Here is a 21,272-nt window from a genome sequence, read left to right as displayed (position 1 = left end):
TGGCGCACAAGCTATGCGCAGGATGTATGTGCACACAAAACGACCCTGTACACGGCGGCGGGCCGAGTGAGCGCAAAACCTACGTTTGCGATGGTCCAGACGTTGGTTTTGCGCTCACTCGATTCGAATACCGGAAAACGTTACGGATATCGCCGAAAGGCGGGGAAAAAGATGATCGCAAAATGAAAACCCCGCACCCAGATGGGCGCGGGGTTTCACGCGTACGTCTAAAGGCGAAGGCTACTCGGCGACCTCAGCGGTCTCCTCGGCAGCGACCTCGGCCTCAGCGGCAGCCTCCTCGGCAGGAGCCTCAGCGGCCTTCTTGGCGGCCTCAGCGGCGGCCTTCTTCTCGTACTCAGCGGCACGCTTGGCCTTCTCGGCGGCCTTGGCCTCGCGCTCGGCGGCCTTCTTGGCAGCGGCCTCCTCGGCAGCGGCCTGCTTGGCGGCCTTCTTGGCGGCCTCGCGCTCGAGGGCGGCCTGAGCGGCGCCACCGAACTTGTCGGCGAATCGCTGGACGCGTCCACCGGTGTCGACGAACTTCTGCTGGCCGGTGTAGAACGGATGGCACTCGTTGCAGAGTTCGACCTGGATCTCGGACTTGGTGGAATGGGTCTTGAAGGTGTTGCCGCAGCTGCAGCGCACCGTGCACTCCACATACTCGGGATGGATGCCAGACTTCATGGCAGGGCTCCTCTTCTGGTCACGTCCTGGTTACCGACCAGGACAAAGGGGTGACTTGGTTTCCGACCAAGTCAAAATAGCTTGTCAATGCTACCACACGCACCGCGCGGCAGCGAACGTGCACAAAAGGTCCATGGGCGCATGGGGGCAGCGTGCCTCACCGCGCGCCTTATGCGAGGACCTACCCCGCCAAGCACTCGCGGCGGCCCTTGCGCTCAGCCAGCGGCACGTATCTGCCCGACTCGAGCACCGAGCGATACGCGGGGCGGATGATGCGGTGCGCGCAGATGAGCTCCTCCATGCGGTGTGCCGCCCAACCGGCAGTGCGTGCCACGGCGAACAACGGGGTGAACAGGGTGTCGGGGATACCCAGCATCTTGTAGATGAAGCCCGTGTACAAGTCGATGTTCGCGCAGATGGGCTTGGTGGTACCACGCACATCGGCCATCACCTGCGGGGCGAGCTTCTCGATGCGCTCGATCAGCTCGAATTCCTCCCCCATGCCCTTGGCGTGGGCCAGGCCGCGGGCATAGCGCTTGCACAGCACGGCGCGCGGGTCAGACAGGGTATAGACCGCGTGCCCCATGCCGTAGATAAGACCGCTGCCGTCGAAGGCCTGGCGGCGCAAGATCTTCTCCAGGTACGCGGCGAGCTCATCCTCATCATCCCAATTAGTCACGTGCGCGCGGATGTCCTCGTGCATCGCCACAACCTTAGCGTTGGCGCCGCCGTGGCGCGGACCCTTGAGCGAGCCGATGGCGGCGGCATAAGCGGAATACGCATCCGTTGCGGAGCTGGACAGCACGCGGCAGGCGAACGTCGAGTTGTTACCGCCGCCGTGCTCGGCATGGAGCATGAGCATGACGTCGAGCAGCATGGCCTCGGCGCGGGTATACCCGTCCTCGCCGCGAAGGATCTGCAAAATCGCCTCAGCCGTGGAGAAGCCGGGCTCCGGAATGGGAACGGGCGCACGCTTGCCGCTCACCTGGGCGGTGCGGAACGTCTGGGCAAAGGCGGCAAGACGGGGCAGACGGGACAGCAGCGAGATGGCGACGTCGACCTCGTGCTCGGGCGTTATGGAATCCGGATCGGAGTCGAAGGCGTAGAGCAGCAGCACGGCGCGCTGCAGCGCATTCATGATCGAGGGGCTCACCGTGGTGATGGGAAACTGACGCACGAACTCACTCGACAGATGACGATACGCGCCCAGGCGACCGTTGAAATCGTCGAGTTCGCTGGCAGTGGGCAGCTCGCCGGTGATGAGCAGATACGCGACCTCCTCATACCCAAAACGGTCCTCCTTCTGGGCATTCTCTATAAGGTCCTCGATGTCGTAACCACGCAGGATAAGATGGCCCTCGTCGGGCACGACCCGACCGTCGACCACGTTGTATCCGTGCACGTCCGAGATACGCGTGAGGCCGGCGACCACGCCGGAGCCGTCCGCATTGCGCAGGCCGCGCTTCACGTTGTGGGTGCGGAACAGGTCCTCGGAGTATTCCTCAGAGGGAATATCGTGGTAGAGACGGTCGGAATTCTCATCAACGCGGCGGCTCGCCTCGTAATCGAGAACCAAGCGGCTCAGGTGATCGTCGAAGCGATAGTAGATGTTGTGGGCGTCGTACGACATAGCGGGCTCCTTATTTGGCAAGCGCCCCGGCATATCGCCGGGGCGAACGAGGAACGATGGACGGAGTCGAGGATCACGCCGTGCGCAAACATGCACCCGTCACCAAATGGCACAGGCTACAGGCGGTACATGAACTGGAAGACATCCTCGCGCTGCATCTCGACGGTGACGCCGAGCTCATCACCCTTAGCGGAAAGCGCCTCTTGGAGCTCGGAGAAGCCGAGCGTCGAGGCGGACACGTCGGCGATGAGGGTCATGGTGAAGATGTCCTCGATGATGCTTTGCGTGATGTCGCGGATATCGACGCTCGCCTCGGATAGGACGCACGTCATGCCGGCGACGATGCCGGGGCGGTTCTTACCGAGGACAGTGATGACGACGCGGCTGGAAGAGGTCTCTGCCATGGGGTTCCTTTCGGGTCATGCGGCGATGCCGCCCAAATCGTTGCAAAGTGCCCGCCCTCGACGGCGTGCGGAAGACGGGTGGAGCCACGCGGCGCTAAGCCAGCATCCGGCATGTCCAAGCGCACTCCATTGCGATGCAGTGTTCCCAGTCTAGCCGATTTCGCGTGTCACAAGGCACGCCGAGACCCCCGCATCGACAAATGCAATCAAATTGCAAATCTCCGCGTTACCGCAGCGACTCGAGGACTCGGCGCATCTCCGCCTGCACGGCATGGTCGGCGTTGCACCCAACGACCCTGTCGGCGACAGCCTGCAAGGCGGGGCGGCCGTTGGCCATTGCGCAACCCGTGCCGACAAATCGGATAATCTCGTAATCGTTCATCGCGTCTCCAAAGGCCATGACCTCATCACGCTCGATGCCGTAATGGTCCATGAGCAACGCGATGCCCGACGCCTTGGACACCCCGGGCTGCATCGCGTCGATATAGGAGTTGCCCGAAGGCGCGAAAGTGAACAGATCGCCGAGCTCGCGCTGGAGGACATAGGCGTTGTCCATCACGTTACCATCGTCGCAAAAGATACTCGCCTTGATGATGTTGACCTTCGGCGACGGAAGCTCATAGATACGCTCCGCATTGGGAAGGTCCTTATCGACCTCCCGTACAAATATGTCCTCATCGTCGAGCAGGTAGGACTTTGTACGATCGAATAACGCCAGATGCATGTTAGGAAACATGGCCACGGTCCGTGCCAGGCGGCGAATCGCCAGGTGCGAGTACACCTCTCGGTCAATCTGCACACCATCCGCGTAGACTTGGGCCCCGTTAGATGCGACGAAGTCCATGCTGTCCTTTATGGGGGCGAAGAACTCGCACAGTCGGTCATACCGCCTGCCCGAACTTGCCGCAAAGTGAACGCCGTGCTCCTTGAGTTCGAGGATGAGGTCGTATGTCTCGGCGGGAACCATTCCGCTCTCGTCGAGGAGGGTGCCGTCCATGTCGGAGGCGATGAGCTTGATGTGTCGTGCCATGATGACGCTTCCTTACGTGTACAGGCCCCGCGGCTTATATATGGCCGCGGGGCACAACCTGTTGAGAAGCGTACCCGACGCAATCGGATGCAAGCACCACGCATCAAAGGTGCTCGAAACCCTTACCGAGCACTTATATTTCGCAGGGACCACGGGGAAATGAACGCGTCGCGGCCTACTCGGCGTATGAAAACGTCGTGACGTCGAACATGCCCTCGGGGCGAATGCGCAGGGTGGGGATAACCGGCAGCGGCAGGAAGATCATGCCCATGACGGGATCGAGCGGAGGCTCGATGCCCATTGCGCGCCCGGCCTCCATGAAGGCGTCGTGCTCGCGTGCGACCTCCTCGGCCGTCTTGTCGCTCATAAGACCACCGAGCGGCAGGTCGATCTTGGCCCTGACCTCGCCATCTTGCACGAGGACGAAGCCGCCGGAGCCCACCGCGCGCACGGCTGCGAGCATGTCAGCGGGGTCATCGCCCACCACGCAGACGTTATGGGAGTCGTGGCCGATGGTGCTCGCGATGGCGCCCCGGATGGCAAAACCGCGCACCCAGCCCTGCCCGATGTGCCTGCCCGCGAGCCCCGTGCCCGCCGCGCCATCGCCGTCGGCACCTGAGAGCTGTGCCTCGACCCCGCGGCCGTGACGCTCGATGAGCATGATGCGGCGGAGGCCCTCGGCGGTCTCGGGGCGCGCCATGCCGGTGACGGCGTTACCGGGGATCACGTCGATGACGGCTTCACCGGGGCGGAATTTGTAGGAGAAGACATCGAGCGAGAGCTCGGGCAGTTGGACGGAGTCACGCAGGCGCCCCTCGAGCTTGTCGAGGCCGGGTCGCGAGTCGACCGGCGCGATGGAGCCCACGAAGGCACCATCCTCGGCGAGGAGCTCGCCCGCAACGTATACGCGATGTGGGGCACCCTCAAACGCAAGGTTGTCGAGCAGCAGGACGTCCGCGCGCTTGCCCGGAGCGATGGCGCCGCGACGGTCGAAGGCGCACAGCGCGCCGTGGTCGAGACCGAAGACGTCCGCCGTGGAGAGCGTCGCCATGGAGATGGCAACCACCGGGTCGATACCCGCCTCGACAGCGACGCGGCAGGCGTTGTCGATCATGCCGACGTTGAGGGCGTCCGAGGGGGCGCGATCGTCCGTGGCGAAGCAGCAGCGGCGCGCGAGCGCGGGGTTCTCGACGATGAGCGGGGCGAGATTCGCGAGGTCGTGACTGCAGGTGCCCTCGCGAAGCATCACGTACATACCGCGGGAGAGCTCGTCGAGGGCCCCCTCGACGCCCGTGTTCTCGTGGTCGGCGATGATGCCCGCGGCGACGTAGGCGTTGAGGTCGTTGCCGCACGCCATGGGCGCATGGCCGTCCACCTGGCCGGATGCGGTCTTCGCGCCCACCGCGATGCGGCGGCAGGTCTCCTCGTCCGCACCGTACACGCCGGGCAGGTTCATCATCTCGCCCAAGCCGAAGATCGCACCGTGATACTCGTTCATAAAGGCTTCCATGTCCGCCGCGGTGATCACGGCTCCGGCCTGCTCGTCAGGCAGGGCGGGTACGCAGGAGGGCATCATGAACTTGATGTCGAGCGGCGCACGGGAGGCGTCCTCGATCATGAACGCAAGGCCCTCGAGGCCGCATACGTTGGCGATCTCGTGGCTGTCGGCGATGGCGGTGGTGGTGCCCCGGGTGAGCGCCATGCGGGCGTACTCGGACGGGCGAATGTTGGAGCTCTCGATGTGCAGGTGGCCGTCGATGAAACCGGGGGCGAGGTAGCGGCCCTCGCAATCGACGACGCGGGCGGCCTCCCAGGCGGGAACGGACGCGTCTGCGCAGTCGCGCCCCTCGAACAGGACGCCCGCGATGCAGCCGCATGTAACCGCGACCTGACCGCGCGCCACGCGCAAACGGTACACGTCGACGATCTGCGCGTTCACGAACACCGTGTCCGCCGGCACGCGACCCTCCGCCGTGTCGATGAGAGCCTGCATCAATTTGACCAGATTGGGTTCCATATCCTTGGCGCCGCCCTTCATGTGAGCCGTCATTTCATCCATGGTACCCAATGCGGCAGCCGAACCGATGCGAAAGGAGCGTTGCCTTTTTGGTCGTGGCCCCTTCACGGCTGATCGCAGGCGCAGCCTTTCCGCGAGCGAGCGCATCGGGAAACCGCTCCTGAATGGGGTTCGTTTCGCAAGGGCACCCAAACGCTTATCAAAACAAAAGGTCGACCGAGAAAACCGGTCGACCTTTCTTCAATATCCGGATACCGGATGCGAGCGCGGACGAAGGGCGCCTCGACGCTATTGCGGTCCAAAGGACGTACAGGCGCCACCGCCATCCGAGGACAGGGAGTCGTACACGCAGGGGCACGCCCTACGCCAGGCGGGCGAAGTGGCGCTTGCCAACCTGCAGGATCGTGCCGGGCTTGAGGGAGGCCGGGTCCACGTTGTAGGTCTTGGGCGAGACCGGCTCGCCGTCGAGCTTGACGCCGCCGCCGTCGATGTCGCGACGGGCCTGGCCGGCGCTCGGGACCAGACCGGCGGCCTGGAGCACGGCGGGCAGGTACACGAGGCCCTCATCGTTCACCGCGATCTCGACCGCGACCTCTGCTATGTCGGTGGGCATGTCGCGATTCTTGTGCACGCGATCGAACTCGGCCTCGGCCTCGACCGCGGCCTCGGCGCTGTGGTACGTGGTCACCAGGTCGCGGCCGAGCGCGCGCTTGAGCTCGTAGGGGTTGGCGGAACCGTCGGCCAGGGCGGCGTCGATCTTATCGACCTCGACCGGCGCGAGCGAGCTTGCCAGACGGTAGTACTTGCCAATCATCTCGTCCGGGATGGACATCGTCTTGCCGAACATGTCCGCGGGGGCGTCGGTGAGGCCGATGTAGTTGCCATAGGACTTGGACATCTTACGGGTGCCGTCGGTGCCCTCGAGCAGCGGCATAGTGAGCGCGATCTGCGGCTCCATACCCATCTTCTCCATGAGCTCACGGCCGGCGAGCAGGTTGAAGAGCTGGTCGTTGCCGCCCATCTCCACGTCCGCCTCGATCTTGACCGAGTCGTAGGCCTGCATGATCGGGTACAGGAACTCGTGCAGGGCGATGGGGGTCTGGGACTGGTAGCGCTTGGTGAAGTCGTCGCGCTCGAGAATGCGGGCGACGGTGAACTTGGACGCGATTGAGAGGAGCTCCTTCAGGCCCATGGGGAACATCCAGTCGCCGTTGTGGACGATGGTCGTCTTCTCGGGGTCGAGGATCTTCATCGCCTGGGAGACGTAAGTCGCGGCGTTGGCCTCGACCTCCTCCTGGGTGAGCTGCGGGCGCGTGGAGTTCTTGCCGGACGGGTCGCCGATAGTGGCGGTGCCGTTGCCGATGATGAGGGTCACGCGGTGGCCGAGGTCCTGGAACTGGCGCATCTTGCGCAGCGGGACGGCGTGGCCGAGATGCAGGTCGGGGCTGGTGGGGTCGACGCCGAGCTTGATGTTGAGCGGGACGCCGCGCTCGAGCTTCTTCTTGAGGTCCGCCTCGGGCACGATCTTGGCGGCGCCGGAGGTGATGATGCGCATCTGCTCGTCTACGGGCAACATAGGTGCACCTTTCTGCAAGGTCATAGCACCCTCGCCACGTGCCGGCGGGAACTCGCGCGGACGGGCGGTGCTGGGGAACGACATATGGGCATTAGTGTAACGCAGAACCGCCCTCAGCGGTACAGCCGCGTCCTCCCCCGCTCGTCCACGCGCACCGCAAGACGGGCATCGGAGGCATTTCGGTCGAGCTCCACCAAAAAGCGATCGCCGCGCTTGCTCGCCAGGCGCCGGGAACACGTCGCGCATGCACCATCGCAGGGTCCCTCGGCAGTAAGTACGCAATGCTCCATGACCATCAGCGGAGTCGATCCGCTTGCGACCCGCGCAACGGGAACAGACACACCTGCAAGGCGGGCGGCATTCTGCACGCCGACAACATTTTCATCGGAAAGCTCCTCGGGCAACCAGATACGACGAGCGCCCAAACCCTGTAGGACGCGCGCCGTTTGTGCGTTCCACACATTGAGCGGCGGTGCGACCTCCCACGCAACTGCCGCCTCGCACGCAGCGTCGACTTGCCCGATGTTGCGACAGAGTAAGGCGTCGGCCTCGCCACGCGCAACCGCCGCGCATGCCTCGACCACGAACGGTATGTCCCCCGCTCGGCAGACCTCACCCAAATCGATGACGCCATCGAGCTCGCCTGCTTCGCGCACGGCATCCCCAGTTCCTTCCGCGGCTCCTCCCGCGGCTCTCGCCCCCTCGGCTCCTCCCGCAGCCCCGAGAGTTAACTCTCGATGAGCAAAATCGTTCATTTGCGCGCAATCGTGCCGCGAGAGTTCACTCTCGCGGACAGGTCGCCGCTCCGCCGGGGACAGATGCGGCGACTTACGGCGCGCGTGGGCGAATCGGCCTCCGTCGTCCAGACGCCCATCCCCCTCACACGGCTCCGTAAGGGCCGAGCCCAACGAGAGTTCCTCGTCTCGCACGATATCGACGGCGGCACGCGAGGCAGCAACCAGCGCAGCAGACCTAACCAGGTGAACCGCGCTGCCCACCTCGACTTTGCGCTTGCATCGCACGAACGCGCGGTCTTGGGCGCCCACGTTGGCCGGGCACGGGACGATCGGCCAGCGCTTGGGCACGTCGGCAGGGGCATTGGCACCTGGGGTCGAGCAAATCTCCAACATATCCCCGGCTGCGACCTCGCGGGTAAATCTCACCCATGCGCCCTCGTATCCGGGTTCATCTACGATGCCCACCTCAAGACCCTGGTTGATGGCGCGCTCTACGCTCATAAGCCCAGCCCCCGTCGCGGTGTGACCTCCACGCAGGTAGCCATCGGTGAATCCGCGATTGAACGACCGTGCGAGCCGTGCCTCCAACTCGTCCAGCTCGCACTCATCGAGCTCGACCCCGGCGAGCGCGGCATCGAGCGCCTCACGATAACAGCCCACGACGTTGTACACGTAATCGGGCCCCTTCATGCGACCCTCGATCTTAAGGGACGCGACTCCGGCGCCAACCAGCGCGGAAACATGACGGATCCCCAGGTAATCACGCGGGCACAGCAGGCGGTCGCCCTGTGCGGCGGAGCGTCCGGCGCCCCTCGCCTCGGAAACGTCCCGCTCCCACGCCCCGCCCGCGAGCAGACGGCCCTCATCGTCCTCAAGCGCATAGGCCAGACGACAGGGCTGGGTGCAGTCCCCGCGGTTGGCCGAACGCCCGCGCATGAGAGCCGAATAGGAGCACGCGCCCGAATAACAGATGCAGATGGCGCCATGACAGAACGCCTCGATGGGCGTTCCCCCAGCGCAAAGACCCGCGAGCTCCGCCAAGGACAATTCGCGCGCGCACGTCACGCGTGACACTCCCAGCTCGCGCACGGCAAGGCGGACGGCACCAACGGACTGCGCGCCCGTCTGCGTGGACAAGTGGAGCTCCACGCCGGGCAGCTCGCGATGAATGAGGTCGCACAGGCCCACATCGGCGACGATCAGCGCATCGGCGCCCGCGTCAAGCGCGGCCGACGCAAGCTCCAGCGCAGAAGCGAGTTCGTCATCGTGCATGCAGACGTTCAGGGCCACATAAACACGTGAGCCATGTGCGTGGGCGAGGGCGCAGCCGCGCGAAAGCTCGGAGAGCGAGAACCCGCCGTTCGCCGCACGCGCATTAAAGGAGCCGAGCCCCACGTACACGGCATCCGCCCCCGCCGCAATCGCCGCTCGAAACGCATCCGGCGTGCCCGCCGGAGCCAGCAACTCGACCATACTCGATGCCTCCCCTCTCACGCGCCCCATCAACCTGTACGGCGCAATCTGAACGCTCCAACGTGTTTTTCGCATTGAGTAAGGATACCCGAGCGGACGTCTGCGCCGCTTGCGCTATCGTATGAATATCTATGTGTTACGGCTTTTGGGCACGCGCCCACCTGTATATGGGAGGTCGTTTATGGGTCATCGACAGCGCTACGCGCGCAGCCGCGCAAAAACGCACGCCGTCCCCGTCATCCTCGTCTCCGCTCTCGGCTTTTTGCTCGTGGCGGGCATCGCGTTCGGCATTGGCATGATCGGTAACGTGAACCGCTGGCTCTCCGATCTTCCCGACTACACGAATGCCGACGAGTACCTCGTGAGCGAGCCCACGCACATCCTTGACGCCGCGGGCAACGAGATCGCCGAGTTCTTTGTCCAGAACCGCGAGAGCGTCACCGCCGACCAGGTATCGCCGTGGGTTCTCCAGGGCACCGTCGACGTTGAGGACGAGCGCTTTTACGAGCATCCGGGCGTCGATATCATCGGCATCGGCCGCGCTGTGCTCGCGCAGCTCACCGGTCGCTCCGAGGGCGCCTCGACCATCACCCAGCAGCTCGTGCGTAATACCATCCTCTCGGAGGAGCAATTCGACCAGACCATCGAGCGTAAGGTGCGCGAGGCCTACATCGCCCTCGAAATGGAAAAGATCTATTCCAAAGACGAGATCTTGATGATGTACCTCAACTGCATCTACTACGGCCACGGAGCCTACGGCATCCAAGCCGCCTCACAAACGTACCTCTCCAAAAACGCGAGCGACCTCACGCTCGCCGAAGCAGCCCTACTCATCGGCCTACCCAACTCGCCCTCATACTACGACCCCACCGTTAATCCAGACGTCGCCGTCGAGCGACGCAACAAGGTGTTGGGCAACATGCTCCGCCTGGGCACCATCACCCAAGAAGAATACGACGCCGCCGTGGCCGAGCCGCTCGCGCTCAACGTGACCGAGGTCTCCGAGTCCGGCATCAACGTCTTCTCACAGCCGTACTTTGTCGACTACGTCAAAACCCTCCTTCAAGAGGAGTTCTCGACCGACGTCCTGTTCAAAGGCGGTCTCACCGTCAAGACGACGCTCGACCCCGCGGTGCAGCAGGCCGCTGAGACCGCCGCGGTGGAGAACATCAACAAGTACCCCGCCGCCGCACGCGACGCCAAGGACCTCGACATCGGCATGACGGTCATCGACCCTAAGACCGGGTACATCAAGGCGATGGTTGGCGGGCGCGATTACAACCGCGTCGAGGACGACGGCAGCGTCCTCCACATCAACCATGCGACTTCGCGCAACCAGCCCGGCTCATCGTTCAAGACGTTCACGCTCGCCACCGCCATCGAGATGGGCATGAACCCCAACATCACGATCAACTGCAACTCGCCGCTCACCTGGAAGATCGCCGGGCAGGCAGATTACGTGGCGCAAAACTACGGCAACCAGAGCATGGGCTACATCTCGCTCGCCCGCGCGACCGAGCTCTCGTCCAACACCGGCTACCTGCAGGTAGCAGAGACCATCGGCAACCAGAACATCATCGCCATGTGCAAGAAGCTTGGGCTCGACACCTCCGAGATGAACGATGTCCTGTCCATGACCCTTGGTACGGGCAGTTTCTCCACCGTTGAGATGGCATCCGCCTACGCCGTCTTCGCGAACGGTGGCTACTATCGTGAGCCCGTCGCGATCTCCGAGATCGTGGGGCGCGGCGGCAAAACCGTGTACAAGCACGAAGACGCTGGCAAGCAGGTCATTTCCGCTGGAGTGGCCGCAGCCGTGACCGATGTCCTCGAGGGCGTCATGACCAACGGCCTGGGCGCTCCTGGCAACCCGTACATGAACCAGCCCGTCGCCGGTAAGACCGGTACGGCCGGCACCGCGGACACCGCAACCAACCTGTGGTTTGTGGGCTACACCCCGCAGTATGCCACCGCAATCTGGGTGGGCGGCTACAACGGCACCGTCGACCTCGGTTCCCTTATGGGCAACCAGATGACGCTCCCGGTGTTCAAGAGCCTGATGCAACAGATTCTGAACGGGCTTGCTCGCGAGGAGTTCCCCACCGGAGAAACACCCACCTACAAGAAGGACTCCGAGTGGAAGTTCTCCAAGACCAACCCCAAGGGCGAAGACGAGGACGAGGAAAAGGAAGAGGAGACGACGGAGGAAACCGAACAGCAGCAGACCACGACGCCCACGCCGGAGCAGCCGACCACGCCTCAGGAGCCCACGACGCCTACTCCGGAACCCGAGCCTGAGCCCACGCCCGAACCCGAGCCTGAGGTGCCCGACGGCGGCACCACCGGTGGCGGTACAACGGGCGGCGGACAAACCACGACGCCAACCGCATAGGAGACAGCCATACAAAAACCCTCGTCCACAGGGACGAGGGTTTTTCTTTTTGGAGTCTCATGCTCCCCTATCGATGCAAGCGACGCCAGTACGCCACCAGCAACAAAACAAGCACAATGGGCAACGTGATGAGTAAGGCGAACAGGAGCATATGGATTACCATCGGGCTCACTTGCGCACGCTCCTCAGCTTGGAGATCATCGCCTCAAACGTCTCTCCGTCCAACGGCGTCTGCGTGATGACGAGAATCGTGTCGTTTCCAGCCAGCGAGCCGAGAACATCGGGCAGCTCGGCGGCATCGATTGCCGCGGCGATGCCCAGGGCGGTACCGGGCTGCGCCTTGATGATGACGAGGTTCTCCGTGCGCTGAACGCCAACCACGAGCTCAGAGACCATACGTTGCAGATGTAGATCCTCCGCAAGGACGTACATGCCCTCGGGCAGCTTACGAAGCCCCATGTCGGCGATATCGCGCGAGACGGTCGCCTGCGTGCAATCGAACCCACGCGCTTTAAGCTCGTCCACGAGCACGCGCTGAGTGCGCACGTCCTCAGTTCGGACGATCTCTCGAATAGCATCTTGGCGGCCATTGCGTTTTTTGGCCATGTTCTCCACCATTCCCTAGCGGTTCCCCACATTTCGAGTACAGCATACCGCCGAATCTCTTTAAAACGGATTAGCAGGCATCACGCTATCTAATTGAAACATTTTTGCATAGAACAGGCAAATGCAATCATATATGTGCATATTGAAGCATTTTTACGGGCAGGCCGTCAAAGCTCCATCGTCATATGCCACGTCCATAAAGCACAAACCACGCGCAGGAGCAGTAGGGCCCGCCGCCCGACGATCGCACGCTGTAATCACCTCTAAAACCCACTCCGGATCTCGACGACCCGCGCCGACTTCAACGAGGGTCCCAACGATCGTCCTGACCATGGAATGCAGGAACGCATTACCCGTGATGGTAAAGGCTATGTGCTCCTCACCCAGCGCGCCCTCCCTTTCGAAGGAGACCTCAATCACGTTGCGACACGTGGGCTTGCCGATGGCGGAAGACATCTTGCAGAAGCTCTTGAAGTCATGCTCCCCCACCAAATACGAAGCGCCGCACTCCATCGCCTCGACATCCAAGGGCAGTCGATGCCACCAAGTCACCTTGCGCGTGAGCAGCGGCGGTGCGTCGCCCGTAGCTATGCGATAGGTATAGGTTCGAGCACGCGCGTCAAAGCGAGCCGAGAAGCCGGAGGAGGCATGAAACACCCTACCAAGCGCTATGTCATCGGGGAGCAAGGCCGCCATCGCGCGCATCCACCGTCGATGCTCGATGGCCAACTCATCATGGTGTGCGGGGACGCTCACGTACTGCGCTATGGCGTGAACACCTGCATCGGTGCGACCGGCACACGTGAGGTCGATAGGACGGCGTAAAAAGGTCTCGAGCGCGCAGCGGACCTCCCCTGCGACCGTCCTAAGCCCCGGTTGCTCGGCAAACCCGGAGAAGCCGGCGCCATCGTAGCCCAGCCGAAACACCAAGGTGCCGTCGAGCACCTCCGGTTCGAAATAGGACGGCGCGCCCACGCGCATATCGTCTGTTTGGGCCACTGAAGCCTCCTTATTGCAATCTTTCGTGCCTATGCTACCAAAATCACCAACATAAACCCAGGATGGTCAAGACGAGCACGAGCGCCGCCCCCAATGCGAGCACAAGGCGATCATAAGGAGCCAATCGACGAGGAGCGGGCAGTTTCCCAGCGGCAACGGAATCATAGCAACGGGCGGACATGGCCTCGGCCAAACGATCCGCACGGCGGAACAGGCCAATCATGAGGGGCGTGAACACCGAAGCCCACACGCCGATGCGCGAGAAGAGCGGACCGGCATCGAACTGGGCTCCGCGCGCACGCTGGGCGAGTCGAATCCGATTGAGCTCCTCACTCACGAGCGGGATGAATCGCAGTGCCACGGCGAGCACGGTGCCCAAAGGACCCACGCTCACACCAAAACGGGCCAGGGGGCTCAACAGGCGCACGCAGGCATCACTCAGCTGAGTCGCGGTCGTCGACGAGGCAACGACGAGTGAGAAGCCCACGAGTAACAAGATGCGCGTTATAGCCATGAGTCCCCGCAAGCCTCCCGCCGGGCTGAGACCAATCGCGCCAACCAACTCCACCGTTCCCCGGCCATCGCACGACACCAGGTTCGCAACGAGCGTGAACGCGAGGATGACGGCAACGGGCCGTATGCCGCGCAGCACACGGCCCAACCGCATGCGCGACGACGCGAGGCAGCCGCACAGGATCAGCAGCCAAACAACGAGCATGGCCGGCACTCCGGCAGAAAAGACCCCAGCCGTCGCAAGCAACAGAAGCACGATTTTCACACGGGCATCGAGGCGTGCAACGGGTGTCCCGGGAACATACTCACCAAAAACCGTGCCAAACGCTTGAGGCCCCCTCGACGCATGACCCATGGCGGAGTCACCCGCAAACGGCTGTAAAGAGGCATCTGAGGGGCCTTCAGGCGCGCGGGCTGCATGTAGGGACCCATTTGACAACATGAGCTCGCGTGTCGCAAAGGGACGCCACTCATCGACATCATGCGTAATCACCAAAACCGACCGGCCCTCCGCGGCAAGATCCGTCACGAAACGGTGCGCGAATGCCCTGCCCCGCGCATCAAGGGCGGCGCTCGGCTCATCGAGCACGTATACGGACGCATCGAGCGAAAGCACCGATGCAAGCGCAACGCGGCGAGCCTGCCCCCCGGAAAGCTCAAAAGGAGAGGCATCGGCAAGCTTCCGATCGAGCCCTACGGCATCGATGGCCTTAAAGACCCGACGATCGACCTCGTCCTCACTGAGCGAAAGGTTGCGCGGAGCATAGGCGACTTCGTCGTAGACCGTCTCGAGGAAAAACTGCGCTTCTGGCTGCTGGAACGACAGCCCGACAGTGCCGGGAACTGGATGCACCGGGGAAGCAGGGGCAACATCTGCGACGGAGGAGTTGTCCGCGCAGGTGTGAAGGCGAATGGAGCCCGCATCAGGCGAGACCAATCCCGCGACAAGCGAGGCAAGCGTCGACTTGCCGGCACCCGATGCGCCCGTGAGCAACACCACCTCGCCGGCGTGCAGCGAAAACGAAATGTCCTTGAGGACGGCACGATCGCCATAGCTAAACGAGACACCCCCCACCTCAAGGATCGGCGCATCGCACGGCGTGGCAACAGCTCGGCACCTGGCAGCCTCCCGACCCGTGCAAGAGCCAAAGGAATGTTGCACAGCCTGAGGGCCGGAAGACGCGCGACAAGCAGACTCGGAGGCGCCTAGAGCTCCGTTGATGGAGGCAACATCCACGATGCGGTCTGCAAGAGCGATCTCAAGCGGGTCGTGCGTAATGAGAGCGACGCCGATGCCGTCTTCATGGACAAGAGTGCGAAAGAGCGTACGGAGTGATTCGCGGACCGCCGGATCGAGCTGCGCGGTAGGCTCATCAAGCACAAGATATCGAGGAGTCATGGCGAGCACACCGGCAAGGGCGATGCGTTGCTGCTCTCCGCCGGAAAGTGCCGTCGTAACGCGATCCTGGAACCCTGATAACCCTACACGGCGAAGTGCACAGTCGACACGCTGAGACACCTCTTCTTCCGACAGGCCAAGATTACGGGGCCCAAAGGCAATCTCGTCAAATACGAGGGAGGAAACGATTTGATCAACGGGATCCTGGCACACACGGCCAACAAGCGACCGAACCATGAGGCGTTCACGTTCGTTAGCAGAGGGGTCGTGACCATCGACAACCACACAGCCATCGTCAACCAGCTGCGCCGCGCACAACACACGACCAAGGGTGGACTTTCCACACCCGTTATCTCCCGTTAGGGCAACAATCTCACCCGGAGCAAGGGAGAATGAGCAACCAGACAGGACTTCAGCCCCATCCAACACCACGCCAACATCCTTCACTTCAAGCACGTTCTCGCCCCCTTTCTCTTGTTTTGCCTGGGCGACTGGCGGCGGGCAGTTCACTCAATGCGAGTTCCGCACGAGCCGAAGGGCCCAGTGGGCCCTTCGTGCGAGCCAGGACTGCCCGAACAGGGAGTGAACTGCCCGCCGCCAGTCGCCCAGGCAAAACAAAAAGGGGCACGCGAACGTACCCCTCTTCAATGTGATGCACGAGCAGCTACGTGCTACTCAGCGGTCTCCTCGACAGCGGCCTCGGTCTCGACGACCTCAGCAGCCTCCTCGACGGCCTCGTCCTTCTTGACGACCTTAGGAGCAGCGGCCTTCTTAGCCGGAGCAGCCTTCTTCGCCTTAGGGGTGCAAGGCTCGGAGACGATCTCGATGATGACCATCTCAGCGCAATCGCCCTTGCGCGGACCGAGCTTCATGATGCGGGTGTAACCACCATTGCGGTCGGCCCACATACCCTGAGCGGCCTTGTCGAAAATCTCAGCAACGAGATTCTTATCACCGAGCTTGGCGATGGCGAGACGACGAGAGTGCAGGTCGCCCTTCTTGGCCCAGGTGATGATCGGCTCAGCATAGGAACGCAGGGCCTTGGCGCGCGTCTCGGTGGTCTTGATGCGATCGTTCTCGAAGAGCGCCTTGGCAAGGCTCTTCTTCATGGCCTTGGTGTGGCTGGCGTCGGTGCCGAGCTTCAGGCCTTTCTTCTTATTGTGACGCATGGTCTAGTTCTCCTCTATACCTAGGGTTTAAGCCTTGAGGCTCAGACCCATGGACTCAAGCTTGTCCTTGACTTCCTCGATCGACTTCACGCCGAAGTTGCGGATGTTCAGCAGGTCGTTCTCGGAGAACTCGACCAGCTGGCGCACGGAGTGAATACTCGCACGCTTGAGGCAGTTGTAAGAGCGGACGGAAAGGTCCAGGTCCTCAATCTGCTTGTCAAGCTCGGCATTGTCGCTCGTCACCTCGGGGGCGAAGATGGAAATCTCCTCCTCCGCCTCGGGCTCGTCGGCCAGGGTCATAAACGCAGCCATGTGCTGGTTGATGATGTTGGCCGCAGACACAACCGCGTCACGCGGGGAAAGCGCACCGTTGGTCTCAATCTCAAGAACCAGACGGTCGTAGTCGGTGTGCTGGCCAACGCGGCACGCCTCGACGAGCTTGGCGCAACGCTTGACCGGGGAGAAGAGCGAGTCGACGTTGATGATGCCGATAGGATCATTGTCGCGCTTGTTCTGCTCGTAGGACACGTAGCCGCGACCATACCCGATGCGCATGCTCATGGTCAGATGACCACCCTCGGTGAGGGTCGCGATGTGCTGCTCGGGATTGACGAGCTCGAACTCGGACGGAATGAAGAAGTCTGCGCCGGTAACCTCGCACGGGCCATCGACCGAGATAGTCGCAGTGCCCTCGTCCGTGGTACCAAGCGTGCGGAACACGAGACCCTTCACGTTCAAGACGATGTCGGTGACATCCTCGACCATGTTGGGAATCGTGGTGAACTCGTGCTGGGCGCCATCGATCTGGATGGCCTCGACGGCTGCACCCTCGAGCGAGGAAAGCAGCACGCGGCGCAGGGAGTTACCCAGCGTGTCGCCATACCCGCGCTCCAGAGGCTCGACGGAAACGCGAGCAGCAGTCTCGCTGATCTCCTCGACGTGAACCTGGGGCCTGATGAATTCGGACATGTAATACCTCCAGCGTAGCGCGCAAACGATTACTTCGAGTAAAGCTCGACGATGAGCTGCTCGTTGATGTCGCCGCTGATCTGGTCACGAGAAGGCAGCGAGATGACGTTGCCGGAAAGCTTCTCGATGTCGACCTCGAGCCAGCCAGGGACCTCGAAGCGCTCGGAGGAGATGAGTGCCTCCTTGATGGGGAGCAAGTCGCGGAACTTCTCGCCCACAGCCACAACGTCGCCGGCCTTCACGCGGTAGGACGGGATGTCCACGCGCTTGCCGTTAACGGTGAAGTGGCCATGGCGGACGGTCTGACGAGCCTCCTTGCGGGTGCGAGCGAAGCCGAGACGGAACACGACATTGTCGAGACGGGTCTCGAGAATGGTCATGAGGTTCTCACCGGTAACGCCGTCCATGCGAAGAGCATGCTCGTAGTAGTGGTGGAACTGCTTCTCGAGAACGCCGTAGATGAACTTGACCTTCTGCTTCTCGCGCAGCTGCATACCGTACTCGGATTCCTTGCGACGGCGCTTGGGCTGGCGGATAGATTCCTTTTTGGAGCTGTAGCCGAGCTCAACGGGATCGATCCCGAGCTGGCGGCAGCGCTTAAGAACCGGAGTCCTGTCGATTGCCATAATAAATCGATCCTTTCAGTTACACGCGGCGACGCTTCTTGGGGCGGCAGCCGTTGTGCGGGATGGGGGTCTTGTCCTGGATGCTGGAGACCTCGAGGCCAGCGGCCTGGAGGGAGCGGATCGCGGTCTCGCGGCCCGAACCGGGGCCCTTCACGAAGACGGCGACCTTGTGCATACCGTGCTCCATAGCGGCCTTGGCGCAAGCCTCGGCGGCCATCTGGGCGGCAAACGGGGTCGACTTACGGGAACCCTTGAAGCCCACGGTACCAGCGGACTGCCAAGCGATGACGTTGCCCGCGGGATCGGTAATGGAAACGATGGTGTTATTGAACGTAGAACGGATGTGAGCCTGGCCCACGGAGATGTTCTTACGGTCGGCGCGCTTGATACGGGTGGTGGCGCCGCGCTTGTTCTTTGCAGTAGCCATTATGCGTCAGTCTCCCTTATTTCTTCTTCTTGGCACCGATCTGACGCTTCGGACCCTTGCGGGTGCGAGCGTTGGTGTGGGTGCGCTGACCGCGAACAGGGAGACCCTTGCGGTGACGGAGGCCGCGGTTGCAGCCGATGTCCATGAGGCGCTTGACGTTCTGGGCGCGCTCGCGACGGAGGTCACCCTCGACCATCAGGCCATTCTTATCAATGTAATCGCGGATCGCCGAGATCTGCTCCTCGGTGAGGTCCTTGATGCGAGTGCCGTCGGCAATGTTGAGCTCGGCGCACATCTTCGCTGCGGTGGTGCGGCCGATGCCGTAGATGTAGGTCAGACCAATCTCCGCACGCTTCTCGTTCGGAAGGTCGACACCGTTAATACGGGCCACTGTGGATCTCCTCTCTTAACCCTGGCGCTGCTTGTGGCGCGGGTTCTCGCAGATCACGAGAACCTTGCCATGGCGGCGGATGATTTTGCACTTATCGCACATCTTCTTGACGGAAGGGCGTACCTTCATCGTTCTTCCTTTCGGTAGTGCTCAAGCTACAAGGTGGAATGTTATCTACTCGCCCAGCCGCAGGCGTTAATAACGAATGGCTGGAAGCATGTATCGAACCTTACGGGGCAGAGCACACCCTTCCGGTTCGAATACGTGCGAATGGTCGTTACTTATAACGATAGGTGATGCGACCGCGGGTCAGATCATAGGGAGAGAGCTCCACAACGACCTTGTCACCCGGCAGAATACGGATGTAGTTCATACGGATCTTGCCCGAAATGGAACAGAGAACCGAATGACCGTTCTCAAGCTCAACGCGGAACATGGCGTTCGGCAGCGGCTCGGTGACCGTGCCCTCAAGCTCGATGGCGTCTTCCTTCTTCACGTGCATCATCTTTCTCTCGAAAACGACAGCAACAGTGCATGTTACTACATGCTAAACAGGCGAAAGGGAAATTCCCAATCGCTCCACAAATATTCTGTCCCACCGGCAGCCCGACGGTGCGGGCCCGCATGGTTCGGCGCTCGGGCAGTCCTGCTCACGACGAAGGCCACATTTAGTGGTCTTCTGTTCGTGCGGAACTCGCGGCGGACCATGCGGGCCCGCCCCGTCGGGCTGCCAAGGTACCGTAGTCCCTGGGCTTTCCCATATCGTCCGATGCGAGTTCCGCATGAGCCGAAGGCCCCAGTGGGGCCTTCGTGCGAAAAGGACTGCCCGAGCAGCGGATGATATAGGAAAGCCCAGGGACGGGCGGTTACATTGAACCGCTGGTCATGGGACACCATGGGCCTTGTGAATCCTGCGTGAGGATCACAGGGCCGTCGTTGGTGATGGCGACCGTGTTCTCGTAGTGCGCCGCGGGCAGGCCGTCGTCGGTCGACACGAGCCAGCCGTCGGAACCGGTGTGCACGCGGTTGGAGCCAAGTGTGATCATAGGTTCAATGGCGATGACCATGCCAGCCTGGAGCTTCACACCACGACCCTTCTTGCCATAATTCGGCACGTTGGGATCCTCGTGCATAGCGCGACCAACACCATGGCCCACGTAGTCACGAAGGACTCCATAGCCATTGCTCTCGGCGAGCGACTGAACGGCATGCCCCACGTCTCCGATATGGTTTCCGGGAACGGCCTGCTCGATTGCCGCCTTAAGGCAGTCGAGCGTGCATTCGCACAGGCCCTTTGCCTCGGTGCTGGGATTGCCAACGTAAAACGTCCAAGCGTTATCCCCCACCCAACCGTCAACGATCGCGCCGGTGTCAATCGAGATGATGTCTCCCTCGCGCAGGATGACGTCGGGATTGGGAATGCCGTGAACAACCGCGTCGTTCAGCGAAGCGCAAATGGACCCGGGGAAACCGCCGTAGCCCTTGAAGGCGGGCGTGCCGCCGTGCATGCGGATGATCTGCTCGGCAAGCTGATCGAGTTCAAACGTCGAAACGCCAGGTCGAATCATCGAGCCGACCTGCCGGAGCGCCATCTTGGACAGAGCTCCGGCCTTCTTCATCTGCTCGATATCGGCGGCAGATTTGATCTTGATCATAGACCGAGCTCAGCCTTCACATCCGCATACACCACGTCGATATCACGATCGCCATCGACGACCTTGAGGATGCCCTGGCCGCGGTAGTACTCCACGAGCGGGCTGGTGTTCTTCTGGTAGACATCAAGACGGTTCTTGATGGTCTCGGGCTTGTCGTCATCGCGCTGATACATCTCGCCTGCGCACTTGGGGCACACGGCGGTATCGGGACCTGCGGTGTAACCGCAATCGCGGCAGGTGCGACGAGAAGAGAGGCGATCGACGATTACCTCGGCGGGAACATCGACTAAAAGCGCGCCATCGAGCTCGCGACCCATAGCCGAAAGCTCGGTATCGAGCGTCACGGCCTGCGTCGTGTTGCGCGGGAATCCGTCGAGGATGAAGCCCTTCTGCGCATCGTCGGCAGCAAGGCGCTCCTTGACCAGGTCGATCACGAGCTGATCGGGAACGAGCTCTCCGGCGTCCATGTACTTCTTGGCAGCAACGCCAAGCTCAGTCTGAGCCTTGACGGCAGCGCGAAGCAGGTCGCCCGTGGAGATATGCGCCACACCATAATCGGCAACAAGACGCTGGGCTTG

At 62.2% G+C, this 21,272-nt stretch carries 19 protein-coding genes and 3 pseudogenes; 1 reads left to right on the top strand and 21 read right to left on the bottom strand.

Annotated features, from left to right (window positions below; all coding sequences use genetic code 11):
• Positions 1-240 precede the first annotated feature (240 nt).
• The 7 genes from rpmE to ACT8II_RS06770 all read right to left on the bottom strand — a co-directional run bounded on the left by rpmE (position 241) and on the right by ACT8II_RS06770 (position 9,548).
• Entirely contained in the window at positions 241-681 is a 441-nt protein-coding gene (gene rpmE / locus ACT8II_RS06800) for a 50S ribosomal protein L31 (protein ID WP_118653590.1), read from the bottom strand.
• Positions 682-862: 181 nt separating this feature from the next.
• Positions 863-2,311, bottom strand: coding sequence for a citrate synthase (locus ACT8II_RS06795; RefSeq protein ID WP_294122516.1), 1,449 nt, complete (start codon positions 2,309-2,311; stop codon positions 863-865).
• 116 nt (positions 2,312-2,427) lie between these two features.
• The gene (locus tag ACT8II_RS06790) at positions 2,428-2,715 is read right to left on the bottom strand and encodes an ACT domain-containing protein (RefSeq protein WP_118653592.1); all 288 of its coding nucleotides are present in this window, start codon (positions 2,713-2,715) and stop codon (positions 2,428-2,430) included.
• Positions 2,716-2,941: 226 nt separating this feature from the next.
• On the bottom strand, positions 2,942-3,745 hold the full coding sequence (locus ACT8II_RS06785) for a Cof-type HAD-IIB family hydrolase (RefSeq protein WP_118653593.1): 804 nt from the start codon (positions 3,743-3,745) through the stop codon (positions 2,942-2,944).
• A gap of 175 nt (positions 3,746-3,920) precedes the next feature.
• On the bottom strand, positions 3,921-5,795 hold the full coding sequence (locus tag ACT8II_RS06780) for an adenine deaminase (RefSeq protein WP_443813447.1): 1,875 nt from the start codon (positions 5,793-5,795) through the stop codon (positions 3,921-3,923).
• Positions 5,796-6,123: 328 nt separating this feature from the next.
• Positions 6,124-7,338, bottom strand: coding sequence for a tyrosine--tRNA ligase (gene tyrS, locus ACT8II_RS06775; RefSeq protein ID WP_407495670.1), 1,215 nt, complete (start codon positions 7,336-7,338; stop codon positions 6,124-6,126).
• Positions 7,339-7,451: 113 nt separating this feature from the next.
• The gene (locus ACT8II_RS06770; protein WP_158574815.1) at positions 7,452-9,548 is read right to left on the bottom strand and encodes a U32 family peptidase; all 2,097 of its coding nucleotides are present in this window, start codon (positions 9,546-9,548) and stop codon (positions 7,452-7,454) included.
• A gap of 181 nt (positions 9,549-9,729) precedes the next feature.
• On the opposite strand from ACT8II_RS06770, the gene ACT8II_RS06765 reads away from it, so the two are divergent.
• The gene (locus ACT8II_RS06765) at positions 9,730-11,940 is read left to right on the top strand and encodes a transglycosylase domain-containing protein (protein ID WP_118653596.1); all 2,211 of its coding nucleotides are present in this window, start codon (positions 9,730-9,732) and stop codon (positions 11,938-11,940) included.
• A 168-nt stretch (positions 11,941-12,108) separates the two neighbouring features.
• On the opposite strand, the gene ACT8II_RS06760 is transcribed toward ACT8II_RS06765, so the two are convergent.
• From ACT8II_RS06760 to ACT8II_RS06695, 14 genes and pseudogenes are all read right to left on the bottom strand, one after another.
• Positions 12,109-12,546 carry an arginine repressor gene (locus ACT8II_RS06760; protein WP_118653639.1) on the bottom strand — a complete coding sequence of 146 codons (438 nt, stop codon included), beginning with the start codon at positions 12,544-12,546 and terminating at the stop codon, positions 12,109-12,111.
• Positions 12,547-12,699: 153 nt separating this feature from the next.
• Entirely contained in the window at positions 12,700-13,527 is an 828-nt protein-coding gene (gene truA / locus ACT8II_RS06755; protein ID WP_118653640.1) for a tRNA pseudouridine(38-40) synthase TruA, read from the bottom strand.
• 61 nt (positions 13,528-13,588) lie between these two features.
• Positions 13,589-14,335 (bottom strand): annotated as a pseudogene (locus tag ACT8II_RS06750) (energy-coupling factor transporter transmembrane component T family protein); the annotation flags it as partial.
• 306 nt (positions 14,336-14,641) lie between these two features.
• Positions 14,642-15,457, bottom strand: a pseudogene (locus ACT8II_RS06745) (ATP-binding cassette domain-containing protein); the annotation flags it as partial.
• A pseudogene (locus ACT8II_RS06740) lies at positions 15,431-15,886 on the bottom strand (energy-coupling factor ABC transporter ATP-binding protein); the annotation flags it as partial. The pseudogenes ACT8II_RS06740 and ACT8II_RS06745, both read right to left, overlap by 27 nt.
• 242 nt (positions 15,887-16,128) lie before the next feature.
• The gene (gene rplQ, locus ACT8II_RS06735; RefSeq protein ID WP_118653598.1) at positions 16,129-16,626 is read right to left on the bottom strand and encodes a 50S ribosomal protein L17; all 498 of its coding nucleotides are present in this window, start codon (positions 16,624-16,626) and stop codon (positions 16,129-16,131) included.
• Positions 16,627-16,653: 27 nt separating this feature from the next.
• Positions 16,654-17,595, bottom strand: coding sequence for a DNA-directed RNA polymerase subunit alpha (locus ACT8II_RS06730; RefSeq protein ID WP_118653599.1), 942 nt, complete (start codon positions 17,593-17,595; stop codon positions 16,654-16,656).
• A gap of 29 nt (positions 17,596-17,624) precedes the next feature.
• Positions 17,625-18,221: a 30S ribosomal protein S4 gene (gene rpsD, locus ACT8II_RS06725; protein ID WP_118653600.1), complete on the bottom strand. Its 597-nt coding sequence runs from the start codon at positions 18,219-18,221 to the stop codon at positions 17,625-17,627.
• Between the two features lie 19 nt (positions 18,222-18,240).
• Positions 18,241-18,648: a 30S ribosomal protein S11 gene (gene rpsK / locus ACT8II_RS06720; RefSeq protein WP_294122499.1), complete on the bottom strand. Its 408-nt coding sequence runs from the start codon at positions 18,646-18,648 to the stop codon at positions 18,241-18,243.
• 16 nt (positions 18,649-18,664) lie between these two features.
• Positions 18,665-19,039: a 30S ribosomal protein S13 gene (rpsM, locus tag ACT8II_RS06715; protein ID WP_118653601.1), complete on the bottom strand. Its 375-nt coding sequence runs from the start codon at positions 19,037-19,039 to the stop codon at positions 18,665-18,667.
• Between the two features lie 15 nt (positions 19,040-19,054).
• Complete coding sequence (gene rpmJ, locus ACT8II_RS06710; protein ID WP_006363204.1) at positions 19,055-19,168, bottom strand: 50S ribosomal protein L36; 114 nt, start codon at positions 19,166-19,168, stop codon at positions 19,055-19,057.
• 148 nt (positions 19,169-19,316) lie between these two features.
• Positions 19,317-19,535 (bottom strand): translation initiation factor IF-1, encoded by a 219-nt coding sequence (infA, locus tag ACT8II_RS06705; RefSeq protein ID WP_009141477.1) that lies wholly within the window; start codon positions 19,533-19,535, stop codon positions 19,317-19,319.
• 370 nt (positions 19,536-19,905) lie between these two features.
• Positions 19,906-20,694, bottom strand: a complete 789-nt coding sequence (gene map / locus ACT8II_RS06700) for a type I methionyl aminopeptidase (RefSeq protein WP_443813442.1) — start codon at positions 20,692-20,694, stop codon at positions 19,906-19,908.
• The coding region (locus tag ACT8II_RS06695) for an adenylate kinase (protein ID WP_443813441.1) at positions 20,691-21,272 on the bottom strand (582 nt) is incomplete at its 5' end. The genes map and ACT8II_RS06695, both read right to left, overlap by 4 nt.

The sequence above is a fragment of the Collinsella sp. genome (genome assembly GCF_052346665.1).
Taxonomy (GTDB): Bacteria; Actinomycetota; Coriobacteriia; order Coriobacteriales; family Coriobacteriaceae; genus Collinsella.
Note: the sequence above shows the minus strand (reverse complement) of the source record. Positions and strands in the feature narration are given on the sequence as shown.

Bases quoted from the DNA above. Each gene is read 5' to 3' on its own strand.
- rpmE (WP_118653590.1), bottom strand. From the start codon at position 681: ATGAAGTCTGGCATCCATCCCGAGTATGTGGAGTGCACGGTGCGCTGC.
- ACT8II_RS06795 (WP_294122516.1), bottom strand. From the start codon at position 2,311: ATGTCGTACGACGCCCACAACATCTACTATCGCTTCGACGATCACCTG.
- ACT8II_RS06790 (WP_118653592.1), bottom strand. From the start codon at position 2,715: ATGGCAGAGACCTCTTCCAGCCGCGTCGTCATCACTGTCCTCGGTAAG.
- ACT8II_RS06785 (WP_118653593.1), bottom strand. From the start codon at position 3,745: ATGGCACGACACATCAAGCTCATCGCCTCCGACATGGACGGCACCCTC.
- ACT8II_RS06780 (WP_443813447.1), bottom strand. From the start codon at position 5,795: ATGACGGCTCACATGAAGGGCGGCGCCAAGGATATGGAACCCAATCTG.
- tyrS (WP_407495670.1), bottom strand. From the start codon at position 7,338: ATGTTGCCCGTAGACGAGCAGATGCGCATCATCACCTCCGGCGCCGCC.
- ACT8II_RS06770 (WP_158574815.1), bottom strand. From the start codon at position 9,548: ATGGTCGAGTTGCTGGCTCCGGCGGGCACGCCGGATGCGTTTCGAGCG.
- ACT8II_RS06765 (WP_118653596.1), top strand. From the start codon at position 9,730: ATGGGTCATCGACAGCGCTACGCGCGCAGCCGCGCAAAAACGCACGCC.
- ACT8II_RS06760 (WP_118653639.1), bottom strand. From the start codon at position 12,546: ATGGCCAAAAAACGCAATGGCCGCCAAGATGCTATTCGAGAGATCGTC.
- truA (WP_118653640.1), bottom strand. From the start codon at position 13,527: ATGCGCGTGGGCGCGCCGTCCTATTTCGAACCGGAGGTGCTCGACGGC.
- rplQ (WP_118653598.1), bottom strand. From the start codon at position 16,626: ATGCGTCACAATAAGAAGAAAGGCCTGAAGCTCGGCACCGACGCCAGC.
- ACT8II_RS06730 (WP_118653599.1), bottom strand. From the start codon at position 17,595: ATGTCCGAATTCATCAGGCCCCAGGTTCACGTCGAGGAGATCAGCGAG.
- rpsD (WP_118653600.1), bottom strand. From the start codon at position 18,221: ATGGCAATCGACAGGACTCCGGTTCTTAAGCGCTGCCGCCAGCTCGGG.
- rpsK (WP_294122499.1), bottom strand. From the start codon at position 18,648: ATGGCTACTGCAAAGAACAAGCGCGGCGCCACCACCCGTATCAAGCGC.
- rpmJ (WP_006363204.1), bottom strand. From the start codon at position 19,168: ATGAAGGTACGCCCTTCCGTCAAGAAGATGTGCGATAAGTGCAAAATC.
- map (WP_443813442.1), bottom strand. From the start codon at position 20,694: ATGATCAAGATCAAATCTGCCGCCGATATCGAGCAGATGAAGAAGGCC.